This window comes from Rugamonas brunnea (assembly GCF_014042345.1).
GTDB lineage: Bacteria > Pseudomonadota > Gammaproteobacteria > Burkholderiales > Burkholderiaceae_D > Rugamonas > Rugamonas brunnea.
This window is the reverse complement of record NZ_JACEZT010000014.1, coordinates 121,534-134,477: the sequence shown is the minus strand read 5'-3', so window position 1 is coordinate 134,477 and position 12,944 is coordinate 121,534. Positions and strand designations below refer to the sequence as shown.

The window sequence follows — 12,944 nt, the reverse complement described above, 5'->3', positions numbered from 1 at the left end:
TCAGTCCTTGAGCGACAGCACGTCGTTCATGTCGTACAGGCCGGTGGCCTTGTCGGCCAGGAAGCGGGCCGCGCGCAGCGAGCCGTGCGCGTAGGTGACGCGGCTGCTGGACTTGTGGCTGATCTCGATGCGCTCGCCGGTGCCAGCGAACAGCACGGTGTGGTCGCCCACGATGTCGCCGCCGCGGATGGTGGCGAAACCGATCGAGGACGGATCGCGCTCGCCCGTCACGCCTTCGCGCGCGTAGACGGCGCATTCCTTCAGGTCGCGGCCCAGCGCGTCGGCGATCACTTCGCCCATTTTCAGCGCGGTGCCGGACGGCGCATCGACCTTGTGGCGGTGGTGCGCCTCGATCACTTCGATGTCGTAGCCAACCGACAGCGCCTTGGCGGCCTGCTGCAGCAGCTTGAGCGTGACGTTCACGCCCACGCTCATGTTGGGCGCGAACACGATGGCCGTCTTCTTGGCCGCTTCGGCGATGGCGGCCTTGCCCGCCTCGTCGAAGCCGGTGGTGCCGATGATCATCTTGATGCCATGCTCGGCGCAGTAGGCCAGGTGGGCCAGCGTGCCTTCCGGGCGGGTGAAGTCGATCAGGAACTGGGCGCCGGCCAGGCCCTTGGCCAGGTCGGATTCGATCGCCACGCCGCTGGTCTTGCCCAGGAAGGCGGCCGCGTCGCCGCCCAGGCCGGGCGAACCGGCGCGGTCCAGCGCGCCGGCCAGGCGGGCGTCCGGCGTTTGCAGGATGGTTTCGATCAGGATGTGGCCCATGCGGCCGCCGGCGCCGGCGATGGCGATATTCAGTGGATTCATGTTCTTTGCTCTATCAGTGAAAACGGTTCAATTACTGCTTGGTGGTCGGCGGGTCTTCCTTGATGACGGGGGCCGGGCCGGCGATGCGGGCGATGTATTCCTTCTCGGTCGGCAAATGGCCACCTTCATAGTGGTCGACCTTGCCATCCTTGAAGAACACGGTCACGCGGCTGGTGGTGATTTCGCCGTCGCCCTTGGCCAGGCGGAACGGGTAGTCCCAACGGTCGGCGTGGAAGATGTCGGCCGCCAGCGAGGTGCCGAAGATAAAGCGCACCTGGTCGCGCGTCATACCGATTTTCAATTGCGCCAACATTTCTTCCGAGACAAAGTTACCTTGCTGGATGTCGGGGCGGTACGGCGAGAAGAACCACATGAACTTCTGGAACTTGGTGATGGTGGTCGTCTGCGCGCCATCGGCCGACACGGGGGCGCTCTCGTGCTTGGCGTCGCTCAGTTTTTCGCCCAGCGCGCTGCGGGTGGCGCAGCCGGACGAGGCCAGTGCGACGCAAACGGCGGCCGCCAGCAGGGGCGCGCGGCGTGAAATTCGGTGCAACAAAGACTGCGGTAAAGCCTGGGTGACGCGCATAAGTGTCCTCAATAGAATTGAGCGGAAGTGCCAAAACGCTATATCATAAAGCACATGAACCACATCCGAGTAAGAAACATGAGTAACAATCCTACCGACCTCAAGGCCAGCGGCCTGAAAGCGACCCTGCCCCGCCTTAAGATCCTGGATATTTTTCAAAGCAGCCCGGTACGCCACCTGACGGCGGAAGACGTCTACAAAATTTTACTGGCTGACAACATGGATGTGGGCCTAGCCACCGTCTACCGCGTGCTGACGCAGTTCGAGCAGGCCGGATTACTCAACCGCAACCATTTCGAGACGGGCAAGGCCATTTTCGAACTGAACGAAGGTTCGCACCACGACCACCTCGTGTGTTTAGACTGCGGCCGGGTGGAGGAGTTCTTCGACGAGGAAATCGAGCAGCGCCAGCAGAAGATCGCCGAGGAACGCGGCTTCAAGATCGCCGAGCACGCGCTGGCCATCTACGGCAACTGCGTCAAGACGGCCTGCCCGCACAAGCACTGACGGCTAGCCGGAATCCCCTCTATCGTCGTTCCCGCGCACGCGGGAACCCATAGGTCGCGTGCTCAGAGGCTGCGTATGGGTTCCCGCCTGCGCGGGAACGACATTTTAGTGGTGGCTGAGCGCGTTCGACAGCAGCTTGGCCGTGATGTCCACGATCGGAATCACGCGCTCGTAGGCCATGCGGGTGGGTCCGATCACGCCCAGGGTGCCGACGATCTTGCCATTGGCCGTGTACGGCGCCGTCACCACGCTCATCTCGTCCATCGGCACCAGGTTCGATTCGCCGCCGATGTAAATCTGCACCCCGCTGGCCTTGCTCGATACGTCCAGCAACTGCATCAACCCCGTCTTCTGCTCGAACATGTCGAACATCTGGCGCAGCGACGTCATGTTCGACGACAAATCGCTGACCGACAGCAAATTGCGCTCGCCGGCGATCACCATGTCCTCCGAACTGTCGGCCATTGCTTCGCTGCCCGCCTCCACGGCTGCCTGCATCAGGCGTCCCATGTCGTCGCGCAGCTGGCGCAGTTCGCCCTGCAGCCGCTGGTGCACTTCGTCGAACGCCAGCCCGCCGTAGTTCTGGTTGATGTAGTTGGCCGACTGGGTCAGCTGGGCCGGCGTGTAATCCACATCGGTCAGCAGCAACCGGTTCTGCACGTCGCCCGTGGGGCCGACGATCACCAGCAATATCCGCTTTTCCGACAGGCGCAGGAATTCGATCTGCTGGAACACCGATTCGCGCCGCGGGCTTAGCACCACCCCGGCAAACTGCGACAGCGACGACAGCATCTGGGCCGCGTTGGAGATCATCTTCTGCGGCTGCGGCGCCTGCAGCCGCATGCGCGCTTCCACGGCCTGCTCGTCGAGCTGCTGCACCGTCAACAGCGTATCGACGAAGATGCGGTAGCCACGCGGCGTGGGCACCCGGCCGGCCGAAGTGTGGGGGCTGGCCACGTAACCCTGTTCCTCCAGGTCGGCCATGATGTTGCGGATGGTGGCCGGCGACAGGTCGAGGCCGGAAATCTTGGACAGCGCTCGCGAACCGACCGGCTGGCCGTCGGCGATGTACCGCTCGATCAGGGCTTTGAGCAGGGTTTGGGCGCGGGTATCGAGTTGCATATTTCTCTAGGCCGGCGCGGGCCGGCAACAAACTGGGTCACCCGCTTATTATGCACGCTCGCGGCGCGCTTGCGCCATCCTTGTGCCATCCTTGTGCCATCATTCCGCGCCAAGTTGATGCAGCCATGCCTCCAATTCATCGAGCGTGGCGCAGATGGCGTCCGGCACGATGCCCAGTTCCTCGTGTGCGCGGCTGCCGCCACGGTTGAGCCAGACGGCCCGCATCCCGGCCCGCTGGGCGCCGATCACGTCCAGTTTGAGGTCGTCGCCCACGTAGACGGCCGCCTCGGGCGCCACCCCGAGCGCGGCGCAACCGGCCAGGAAGATGGACGGGTCGGGCTTGGCGCGGCCGAACTTGGGCGCGGCCAGCGTGGCCTCGAAATGGTGGGCCAGGCCGATCTTGTCCAGGTCGGCGTTGCCGTTGGTGATGGTGCCCAGCCGCCAGCGCGCGCGCAGGCGCTCCAGCGCCGGCAGCACGTCGTCGTAGGGCGTGACGGCGTTGCGGGTGGCCAGGAAGATGCGAATCGCCTCGTCGATGTGGCGCGCGTCCTCGCCGGCCAGCGCGAACGCTTCCTCCAGCCCCACGCGGCGCAGGTGCGCCAGGTCGACCACCAGTTCCGGACGCCGCGCCAGCAGGGCCAGGCGGCGCTCGCGCAGTTCGGCGATCGAAAAGCGGGCGGCCACCAGCGGCGCGTGCGCGCTCAGCCAGGCGTGCAAGTCCAGCTCGGCCTGCGCGATGACGGGCGCGATCGGCCACAGGGTATCGTCGAGATCGAACAGCAGGGCTTGCGGACGGGTGGCGGGCATGGTGGACATGGTGGAGCGGGTCGATGGCAAAGGCGCTATTGTCGCATCAATCGCGGCCGGGGCTGGCGTGGTAAATTAACGCCTCACCATTCAGGAACCACCGTGCCGCTTACCCTCCCCCGCCGCCTGGCCACGCTGGCTACGCTGGCAACTTCGTTGCTGCTGGCCGCCTGCACCACCGTGCCGCCGGGCGGCGATGGCGCGCCGTTCGCCTCCTTCGTCGTGCTGGGCGAGGATGGGGCGGCCGTGGCGCGCGTGCTCACCCAGGCCCCGGCCTGCCCCGCCATCGTGCGCGACGGCGTGGCCGGTCCCATGACGCTGCGCGCCGCGCCGGCCACCATCGCCCAACGGCCCACGGCATCGCCGCCCGAATTATCCAAGCCGTCCGTATTCGACGTGCTTGTGTGCGAAGCCGCGCTGCCGGCCGGACTGGCCAGCGCCACCGTACTGGGACGGCCGCTGCCGCTGCCGCACGCCGAGCCGCGCCGCATCGTGGTGCTGGGCGACACCGGCTGCCGCCTGCTCCAGAAGGAAGACAGCTTCCAGGCCTGCAACGACCCCGACCAATATCCGTTCGCCACCGTGGCCGCCGCTGCTGCCGCATGGCGGCCCGACCTGGTGATCCACGTGGGCGACTTCCACTACCGCGAGAACCCTTGTCCGGCAAGCGACCAGGGCTGCGCCGGCAGCCCGTGGGGTTACGGCTGGGATGCCTGGCGGGCCGACCTGTTCCAGCCCGGGGCTGTGCTGCTGCAGGCGGCGCCGTGGGTGGTGGCGCGCGGCAACCACGAAAGCTGCGCGCGCGGCGGCCAGGGCTGGTGGCGCTTCCTCGATCCCCGTCCGCTGCTGCCGGGCCGCGACTGCAACGCGGCCGACAACGACGACCGGGGCGACTACAGCGATCCCTACGCCGTGCCGCTGGGCGCGGACAGCCAGTTGCTGGTGTTCGACACGGCCGCCACCACCTGGCGCGGCTTCAAACCGGGCGACGCCGGCCTGGCGCACTACCAGGACACCTACCGCAAGCTGGCCGCGCTGGCGCCCCGCGCCCGCCACACGATAGGCGTGGAGCACCATCCGCTGCTGGGCATCGGCGCCGACCTGAAGGACGCGGGCAAGCTGCGCCTGCTGCTGGGCGACGCGGGCCTGATCCAGAGCTTTGGCGCCATCAACCCGCAGCTGCTGCCCGACAACGTGGAGCTGATGCTGTCCGGCCATGTCCACCTGTGGCAGCAGGTCAGCTTCAGCAGCGGGCACCCGAGCCAGTTCATTTCCGGCTTTTCCGGCACGGCCGAGGACATCGTGCCGATACCCGACCCGCTGCCGCCCGGCACCAGCCCGGCGCCGGGCGCCGTCATCGAGCAGTTGAGCGCATGGATAGACGGCTTCGGCTTCATGACCATGGAGCGGCGCGGCCCGGAAAGCTGGGAAGTGCAGGTTCACGACCAGCACGGCGCCGTGCGCAATACCTGCCAGGTGCGGGGCAAGCGTTCCGTGTGCGAACGCACGCGCGTGCAGTAACGCGGACGGGCCAGCGCCCGCCCGTGCCGGACACAGGCTGTTACAAGGGTTTGACCGCCGCTGTTACCAAATGCACTAAAATATGGCCCTCGCGTGTAGTATGCGCACTGGTATGCCGCCCCTGCCCTAATTCGATTTGGAGAATGTGTTTATGAAAAGTTTGTACCTGCGTGCCGGCCTGGCCGTGCTGTGCGGCGCCACCCTGGCTGGCTGCGGCGGCGGCTCCGGCAGCCTGCAACTGGGCGGCACCATCGTGGGCCTGACCAAGGCCGGCCTGGTGCTGCAGAACGGCTCGTCCACCGTGTCGCCGGCGGCCGGCGACACCACGTTCACCTTCCCCGACCTGGTGGCCAACGACGCCTCGTTCGACATCGAGATCAAACAGCAGCCCGACCCGGCGCTGGCCAAATGCGACCCTGCCATCCAGTACAACAAGGGCAAGGCCAACATCTACACCGTGCGCCAGGCCATCGTGACCTGCACCACCACCCCCTACAACCTGGGCGGCACCGTGCGCGGCCTGGTGGGCAAAGGCCTGGTGCTGGCCAACGGCAGCCAGACCGTGCCCGTGCAGGCGCCGGCCACGGCGGGCGACCCGGTCAGCTTCACCTTCCCCACGCAAGTGCCGAACGGCAGCAACTACGGCGTGACCGTGCTGGCCCAGCCGACCGATGACAATGGCAACCCCACCGTCAAGTGCGTGGTCAACAGCCCGGCCGCCGTGATGCCGGCCAGCAATGTCGCCACGCTGGACGTCAGCTGCAGCAAATAACACCGGCGGCGCCGTGCGCGGCGCCCCCCTGCCCACTATTTGGAGAACCCCATGAAAGTATCGACCCTGCGCGCCACTGCGGCGCTGGCCCTGGCCCTGGTGCTGGCTGGCTGCGGCGGCAAAGCCATGTTCGACGTGGCCGGCGTGATCAGCTCGGCCGGCCCGCTGACCAATTCCGGCCTGGTGCTGGCCAACGGCACCGACACCCTCTCGGTGCCGGCTGGCGCCACCACCTTCACCTTCGCCCGCCGCGTGGCCTATGGCGATGACTACAACGTGGTGCAGCAGACCCCGCCCGACCACATGAACTGCCAGGTGTTCAACGGCAGCGGTTCGGCCGGCCACACCAGCACCATCCTGGTGACCGTGCAGTGCACCCAGAACAGCTACCTGCTGAGCGGCAGCGTGGTGGGCCTGAAGACCACCGGCACCGGCCTGGTGCTGATCAACGGCGGCGGCGCCACGGTCGGCCCCGTCACGCCCGGCACCGATCCCACGATCAGCGTCGGCTTCCAGATGGGTAACGTCTTCGATGGCAATGCCTACGGCGTGACCGTGCTGACCCAGCCCGTCGGCCAGACCTGCACCGTGGCCAACGGCACGGGCGTCATGCACGACAAGCCCATCAGCAATGTGCTGGTGACCTGCATCTGATCGCCAGATATACGTTTTTTAAATAGTGGATATTGGAAAGATAAATTTGCTTTATATGCCGCGCCGCAGCATACTGCACCTGTCTCCTCCAACTCCCTAAGAAGAATTGGATTTAGCCCGCTCTGATGAGCGGGCTTTTTTTTATCCGCAACAAACCGGGGTCAGGTCATGAATTGCGGCAAGTTGCGCCAATTCATGACCTGACCCCGGTTTATGGTTCAGGCCGGCGCCACGGCCGGCAACGTCAGCGTGACGGCCATGCCGGCGCCCACGGCGCTGCGGATGCGGATTTCGCCCTTGAGCGTGCCATGGGTGAGGTTGTGGACGATGAACATGCCCAGCCCGGAGCCGCCCTGCCCCAGCCGCGTGGTGTAGAACGGCTCGAACACCTTGTGCTGCAGCTCGGGCGCGATGCCCACACCGTTATCGCTGTATTCAAGTTCCACCTTGTCGCCGCGCTGGCAACCGTCGATCACGATCTCGCCGCCCTTGCCGTCGAAACCGTGGACGATGGAGTTGCTGATCAGGTTGCTGAGGATCTGCTCCAGCGCGCCCGGATAGCTGTCCATCCGTAAGCCGTCGGGAATCCGCACCACGGTGCGCACCTGGGCGTGGCGCAAGCTCGTGCCCAGGCTGTTGAGGATGTCGTTGACGGTGGCGCGCACGTCGAATTCGCGCCGGCGGGCGCTGGTCTGGTCCACCGCCACGGCCTTGAAACTCTGGATCAACTCACTGGCGCGCATGGCGCTGCGCAGCAGCAGCGCGCTGGCCTCGCGGAAATCGGCGACGGCGTTGGCCAGCACCGTGCGCGTGAGCTGGCCGGCCTGCACGGTCTGGGCGAACGCACCGAAGCGCTCGTCGAGCGCGGTGGCCACCAGCATGATGTTGCCGAGCGGCGTGTTCAGTTCGTGCGCCACGCCGGCCACGATGCCGCCCAGCGAAGCCAGTTTTTCCGACTCGACGATCTGCTCCATGGCGCGCCGCAGGTCGCGCGTGCGGGCATCGATGCGCTGCTCCAGTTCATCATTCAGCTGGCGCAGGGTCTGCTCGGCGGCGCGGCGCGCGCGCACTTCCTCGCCCAACTCGCGCGCCAGCGCCGACAGCTCGGCCGTGCGCTCGGCCACCAGCGCCTCCTGGTGGCGACGGTGGCGATACAGCTCGCAGAACACGGTGACCTTGCTGCGCAACACCAGCGGCTCGATGGGTTTGATCAGGTAGTCGACGGCGCCCAGTTCATAGCCGGCGAACTGGTGCGGCGGTTCGGCCATGCCGGCCGTCACGAACACGATGGGCAGTTGCCGCGTCTTGGGGTTGGCGCGCAGCAGGGCCGCCGTTTCCAGGCCGTCCATGTCGGGCATCTGCACGTCCAGCAGCACCAGCGCGAATTCGTGGCGCAAGCTCAGACGCAGTGCCTCGTTGCCCGATTCGGCGCTCACCAGTTCCAGCGCCAGCCCGAAATCGTCGAGCAGCGCCGCCAGCGCGGCCAGATTCTCGCGCCGGTCGTCCACCAGCAGCACGGGCACGGTGATGGTGCCGCCGCCGTCGGCCAGGGCAGGGACGGCCGCGCTACACATAGCGCTTCCGGTAGATGCGCAGGCCCGGCGCCAGCGACTCGTAGCGGGGCGCGATGGCGCGTCCGTCCAGCCCTTCCTTCATGCCCAGGCACAGGAAGCCCCCCGGCTGCAGACAGCCGTCGAACAGCGCCAGGCAGCGTTCCTTGAGGGCGGCCTGGAAGTAGATCATCACGTTGCGGCAGATGACCATGTGCATCTCCCCGATATCGGTGTCCGTCACCAGGTTATGCTGGGCGAACACCAGGTTTTCCTTCAGCGCAGACATGACGATAGCATGGTCATAGCGCGCCGTGTAGTAATCGGCAAATTCGGCCGTACCGCCGCTCTGCTGGTAGTTGCGGGTGAAGGCTTGTAACTGGCGCAGCGGATAGATGCCTTCGCGCGCCTGGTGCAGCACCTGTTCACTGAGGTCGGTGGCGTACAGCCGGTAGCGGCCGCGCATGCCCGCCTCGTGCAGCAGGATGGCCAGCGCGTAGACTTCCTCGCCGCTGGCGCAGCCGGCCAGCCAGATCTTGACGAAGGGGTAGGTCTGGAGGAAAGGCAGCACCTGGCGCCGCAGGGCCAGGAAGAACGGGGGGTCGCGGAACATGTCCGTCACGTGCACCGTGATTCCCTGCAGCAGCGACGCGAACAGGGCCGGCTCGCGCAGCAGCCGTTCCTGCGCCCGCGAGAAGGTGGCGCAACCGGTGCCGGCCAGCCAGAGCCGCAGGCGGCGCTTGAGCGAGGCTGGCGCGTACTGGCGGAAGTCGTGGCCATAGACCTGGTGCACGCCGTCCAGCAGCAGGGCGATTTCGACATCCTCGATGTGGTTCGCGCGCATGGCCTCAGACCTGGGTCCAGACCCGCAGCAGCGATAGCAGCTTGGCCGTATCCAGCGGCTTGGCGATGTAGTCGCTGGCGCCGGCCGCCATGCATTTCTCGCTGTCGCCCTGCATGGCCTTGGCCGTCATCGCGATCAGCGGCAGCGTGCGGTGGCGCGGCTGGGCGCGGATGGCGCGCATGGTTTCGTAGCCATCCATTTCCGGCATCATAATGTCCATCAGCACCACGCACACGTCGGGGTGCTGTTCCAGCTGGCGCAATGCCTCCTTGCCGTTTTCCGCCTCCACCACCACGGCGCCCTTGTCCGTCAACAGGCTGGTGAGGGAGAACACGTTGCGCATGTCGTCGTCCACGATCAGCATCTTGCGCCCTTCGAACGGGGCGTCGCCCGCCAAGGCCGGGCTGGCGGAGGTGGCGGCGCCCGTCACGGCATGACGGCGCGCCGCCGCGTGCAGGCACAGCGCCACTTCATCGGCCAGCCGTTCGGCGCTGCGTTCGCCGCGCAGCACGATGCTGTCGGCGTGCTGGCGCAGGCTGCGCTGCTGTTCGGCGTCCAGCGCACGGGCCGCGTGCAGCACCACGGGCAGCGGCTGGCCCGCCAGCTGCTGCACCTGCGCCAGCAGTTCCGGCGCCGGCACGCCGGCCAGTTCCAGATCCAGGTCCAGCACCACGCAACCGACGCGCTGGCCCGCCAGCACGGCTTGCGCCTGTGCCGCATCGCGCGCGCCCATGGCGGCGATGCCGCGCGTGGCCAGCTGGCTGCACAAGCTGCTGGCCGCCGCCGGCCGGTCCTCCAGCACCAGTGCGCGCCACGGCGCGGCGGGGTCGCGCGGAGCCGCGCCACCTGTGCCACCTGTGCCACCTGTGCCACTAGTGCCATTGGCACCATTGACGCCATCGGCACCTTCCGCAGCATTCGCACTACCCGCGCCAATGGCGCCAGCCGCAACAGCCGCCCCCACCGCGCCACCCGTGCCATTCATGCGAGCCTTGCCATCCGCACCACGCATGCCGGGCAGCGGCGACGGGGCGGTCGCGGTGATGTCCGGCGCGTCCCCCTGTGCCGCCTGCAGCGGCAACAGCAGCGTGAAGGTGCTGCCCTGGCCCGCCACGCTGTGCAGGGACAGGCTGCCGCCCATGCGGTTCGCCAGTTGCAGCGAGATCGATAGTCCCAGCCCGGTGCCGCCATAGTGACGCGAGATGCCGCCATCTGCCTGGCGGAACGCTTCGAAGATCAGCTGCTGCTGGCCTTCCGGCACGCCGATGCCGGTGTCGCTGACGGCGCAGGCCAGCATCGGCGGCCGGCCCTCCTGCGCCGGCGCCACGGACACGTGCAGCGCCACTTCGCCACGGGCCGTGAATTTGATGGCGTTGCCCAGCAGGTTGCGCAGCACCTGCGCCGTGTGCTGCACATCGAGCCGCAAGCGTGGCGGCACGGCCGGGTCCAGCGCGAACGACAAGCGCAGGCCTTTCTGTTCGGCGGCCGGACGGAACAGGTTGTCGAGCGCGGCCAGCATCGCGGCCGGCGCGCCATCCTCGTAGTGGCACTCGACCTGCCCGGCCTCCACCTTGGCCAGGTCAAGGATGTCGTTGATCAGGTTGAGCAAGTCCTTGCCGGCCGCGTGGATGGTGCTGGCGTATTCGGTCTGCTCGGGCGTGAGGTTGCCGGGCCGGTTGTCGCGCAACAGGCCGGACAGGATCAGCATGCTGTTGAGCGGGGTGCGCAGCTCGTGCGACATATTGGCCAGGAACTCGCTCTTGTAGGCGCTGATGCGCTGCAGTTCCTCGGCCTTGTGCCAGATCTCGCGGCTGGCCTGCTCCACTTCCGCGTTCTTGGCGCGGATCTGCTCGCGCTGGCGTTCCAGCAGGTCGGCCCGTTCCTCCAGCTCCTCGTTGCTCTGCTGGAGTTCCTCTTGCTGCATGCGCAGCTCCTCGGCCTGGCGCTCCGTCTCGGCCAGCAGCGCGCGCGTGCGCTGGCGCGACAGGCCCACGTCGAAGCTGATGGCCACGCTTTCGCGCACCAGCTCCAGCCACGCCAGTTCCGCTTCGCTGTAGGGCCGGAACGCGCCCGCCTCCAGCGCGCCCACCACGTTGGCGCCATGCAGCAGCGGCACCACCACCACGCAGGCGGGCGTGGCCCGACCCAGCGCCGAGGCGATGGTCAGATAGCCGGACGGCACCTGGTCCAGCACGATGGTGCGCCGTTCCAGCACCGCCTGTCCCAGCACGCCTTCGCCCAGCGCCAGCGGCGCCGCATCCGCGCCCGCCGGCGGCAGGCCGTAAGCGGCCACGGGACGCAGCTGCGCGTTGGCCTCGTCGTACAGGTAGCAGGCGCCGGCGCCAGCCCCGATGCGCGGACACAGGTAGGACAGCACGCGGTCGGCCAGCACCGCCGTTTCCAGTTCGCCGCGCATGCGCATATTAAGCTCGTTCTGGCCCTGCATGATCCAGTCGCGCCGCTCGCCCTGCTGCCGGCTGTCGCGCAGCGCGTCCAGCATGGTGAGGAAGGCCTGGTCCAGCGTGCTTTGCACCTGCCCCATGCGCATGACGGAGCGCTGCAACTGGCCCACTTCATCCTGCGCCGCGGCCGCCAGCGCGATGACCGGCAGCGGCGCCACGGCCAAGCGCCGTTCCAGGTCGCCGCGCGCGATGGCGCCGGCCGCCTCGATCTTGTCGCTGGCGCCGGCCGTCAGCACGCGGGCCGCGTCCAGCGCCTGGCCCAGCGGCCGGGTTACGGAACGGATGATGACGTGGCCCAGCGCCACGGCCAGTGCGCACAGCAGCAGTACCGCGCCCACCAGCACCGCCTCGACCTGGCGCTGGCTGGCTACGCGCGCGGCCAGCACTTGCTGCAGCGCGTCCAGCCCCGCTTCGGCCAGCCGGTGCTGGGTGTCGATGGTGTCGCTGAACTGGCGGTACCAGGCGAGCGCGCTGTAGCTGAGCTGCGGCGGCTGCACCACCTGCTCGTGCGCCAGTCGCAGCACCTGATCGCCCTTGGTGCGGCTGCCGCGCGCCAGGTCGGCCAGCCGGGTGCGCAGGTCGCCATTGTGGGCCAGCGCGATGGCCAACCCGTCGTCGATGGTGCGGTAGTAATCGGCGGCCAGCCCGGCGCGCGCGGCGATCGCGATGCGCTCGTCCATGCTGGCCGCGCCGCGCACCAGCATGCCCGCGCCGGCGCCGCGCAACTGGCCCAGCGTTTCGCGCAACACGGGCGCGCGCACCAGCAGCGCATCGATCAGGAAATAGGAATCCGGTTCCGGGTCCAGCCGCAGGCCGGCATGGTCGATCACGCTGTCGTTGAAGCGGAACAGCTGGGCGATCAGGGCACTGTGGCGCGCGAAGCTGTCGGAGGCCGCCAGCGCGCCCTGGGCGTCCTGGGCCGACAGCGCGCTCCACTGTTCGAGGATGCGGAACCAGGCGGCGCTGATGTCGCGTTCAGCAAGGCGCTGGACCTGGCGCTCCATCTGCGCGAACGCCTGGTCGGCCTCGCGCAGCTTGGCCGTGGCGGGCGCGCGCGACGCCGCGTCGCCGGCCAGCGCCATGGCCGCCAGTCCGCGATGCTGCTGCACCAGTTGCACCACCGCCAGCAGCGCGCGCGCCGGCACGATGCCGTCCGCCTCCTGCTGCGCGATGGCGACGGATTTGTTGGCTTCGTTCAGGAACAGGGCCGTGGGTATGGCCACCGCGACGCAGCCCAGCAGCGCCAGCAACAGGAATTTTTGCCGCAGCATCAGGCGGCCCAGAAACGCTGTGAACAAAGTCACTCCTT

General features: G+C 67.7%; 11 protein-coding genes. 4 read left to right on the top strand and 7 right to left on the bottom strand.

Annotated elements, in window-relative coordinates:
• Together dapB and H3H37_RS19605 are read right to left on the bottom strand one after the other, a co-directional pair.
• The gene (dapB, locus tag H3H37_RS19610; protein ID WP_182165659.1) at positions 1-810 is read right to left on the bottom strand and encodes a 4-hydroxy-tetrahydrodipicolinate reductase; all 810 of its coding nucleotides are present in this window, start codon (positions 808-810) and stop codon (positions 1-3) included.
• Positions 811-841: 31 nt separating this feature from the next.
• Positions 842-1,396, bottom strand: coding sequence for an outer membrane protein assembly factor BamE (locus H3H37_RS19605; RefSeq protein WP_182165658.1), 555 nt, complete (start codon positions 1,394-1,396; stop codon positions 842-844).
• Positions 1,397-1,474: 78 nt separating this feature from the next.
• Here H3H37_RS19605 and fur point away from each other — a divergent pair, with 78 nt between their 5' ends.
• On the top strand, positions 1,475-1,903 hold the full coding sequence (gene fur / locus H3H37_RS19600) for a ferric iron uptake transcriptional regulator (RefSeq protein ID WP_182165656.1): 429 nt from the start codon (positions 1,475-1,477) through the stop codon (positions 1,901-1,903).
• A 105-nt stretch (positions 1,904-2,008) separates the two neighbouring features.
• On the opposite strand, the gene hrcA is transcribed toward fur, so the two are convergent.
• Positions 2,009-3,025: a heat-inducible transcriptional repressor HrcA gene (gene hrcA, locus H3H37_RS19595; RefSeq protein ID WP_182165655.1), complete on the bottom strand. Its 1,017-nt coding sequence runs from the start codon at positions 3,023-3,025 to the stop codon at positions 2,009-2,011.
• A gap of 99 nt (positions 3,026-3,124) precedes the next feature.
• Positions 3,125-3,832: an HAD family hydrolase gene (locus H3H37_RS19590; protein ID WP_182165702.1), complete on the bottom strand. Its 708-nt coding sequence runs from the start codon at positions 3,830-3,832 to the stop codon at positions 3,125-3,127.
• 102 nt (positions 3,833-3,934) lie between these two features.
• On the opposite strand from H3H37_RS19590, the gene H3H37_RS19585 reads away from it, so the two are divergent.
• The 3 genes from H3H37_RS19585 (at position 3,935) to H3H37_RS19575 (ending at position 6,779) form a co-directional block, all read left to right on the top strand.
• Complete coding sequence (locus H3H37_RS19585) at positions 3,935-5,353, top strand: metallophosphoesterase family protein (RefSeq protein WP_182165653.1); 1,419 nt, start codon at positions 3,935-3,937, stop codon at positions 5,351-5,353.
• Positions 5,354-5,504: 151 nt separating this feature from the next.
• A complete protein-coding gene (locus H3H37_RS19580; protein WP_182165651.1) occupies positions 5,505-6,125 on the top strand; it encodes a hypothetical protein in 621 nt (206 codons plus the stop codon).
• Between the two features lie 51 nt (positions 6,126-6,176).
• Positions 6,177-6,779: a hypothetical protein gene (locus H3H37_RS19575; protein WP_182165649.1), complete on the top strand. Its 603-nt coding sequence runs from the start codon at positions 6,177-6,179 to the stop codon at positions 6,777-6,779.
• A gap of 218 nt (positions 6,780-6,997) precedes the next feature.
• Here H3H37_RS19575 and H3H37_RS19570 read toward each other — a convergent pair whose 3' ends face one another.
• The 3 genes from H3H37_RS19570 to H3H37_RS19560 are packed head-to-tail and all read right to left on the bottom strand — an operon-like array spanning position 6,998 to position 12,933.
• Complete coding sequence (locus H3H37_RS19570; protein ID WP_182165647.1) at positions 6,998-8,353, bottom strand: hybrid sensor histidine kinase/response regulator; 1,356 nt, start codon at positions 8,351-8,353, stop codon at positions 6,998-7,000.
• Positions 8,346-9,173 carry a CheR family methyltransferase gene (locus H3H37_RS19565; protein ID WP_182165645.1) on the bottom strand — a complete coding sequence of 276 codons (828 nt, stop codon included), beginning with the start codon at positions 9,171-9,173 and terminating at the stop codon, positions 8,346-8,348. The genes H3H37_RS19570 and H3H37_RS19565 overlap by 8 nt, the downstream gene beginning before the upstream one ends.
• A 4-nt stretch (positions 9,174-9,177) precedes the next feature.
• The gene (locus tag H3H37_RS19560) at positions 9,178-12,933 is read right to left on the bottom strand and encodes a response regulator (protein ID WP_182165643.1); all 3,756 of its coding nucleotides are present in this window, start codon (positions 12,931-12,933) and stop codon (positions 9,178-9,180) included.
• Positions 12,934-12,944 lie beyond the last annotated feature (11 nt).

Coding starts and splice junctions, on each gene's coding strand:
- hrcA (WP_182165655.1), bottom strand. CDS start 3,025: ATGCAACTCGATACCCGCGCCCAAACCCTGCTCAAAGCCCTGATCGAG.
- dapB (WP_182165659.1), bottom strand. CDS start 810: ATGAATCCACTGAATATCGCCATCGCCGGCGCCGGCGGCCGCATGGGC.
- H3H37_RS19570 (WP_182165647.1), bottom strand. CDS start 8,353: ATGTGTAGCGCGGCCGTCCCTGCCCTGGCCGACGGCGGCGGCACCATC.
- H3H37_RS19575 (WP_182165649.1), top strand. CDS start 6,177: ATGAAAGTATCGACCCTGCGCGCCACTGCGGCGCTGGCCCTGGCCCTG.
- fur (WP_182165656.1), top strand. CDS start 1,475: ATGAGTAACAATCCTACCGACCTCAAGGCCAGCGGCCTGAAAGCGACC.
- H3H37_RS19565 (WP_182165645.1), bottom strand. CDS start 9,173: ATGCGCGCGAACCACATCGAGGATGTCGAAATCGCCCTGCTGCTGGAC.
- H3H37_RS19605 (WP_182165658.1), bottom strand. CDS start 1,396: ATGCGCGTCACCCAGGCTTTACCGCAGTCTTTGTTGCACCGAATTTCA.
- H3H37_RS19580 (WP_182165651.1), top strand. CDS start 5,505: ATGAAAAGTTTGTACCTGCGTGCCGGCCTGGCCGTGCTGTGCGGCGCC.
- H3H37_RS19590 (WP_182165702.1), bottom strand. CDS start 3,832: ATGCCCGCCACCCGTCCGCAAGCCCTGCTGTTCGATCTCGACGATACC.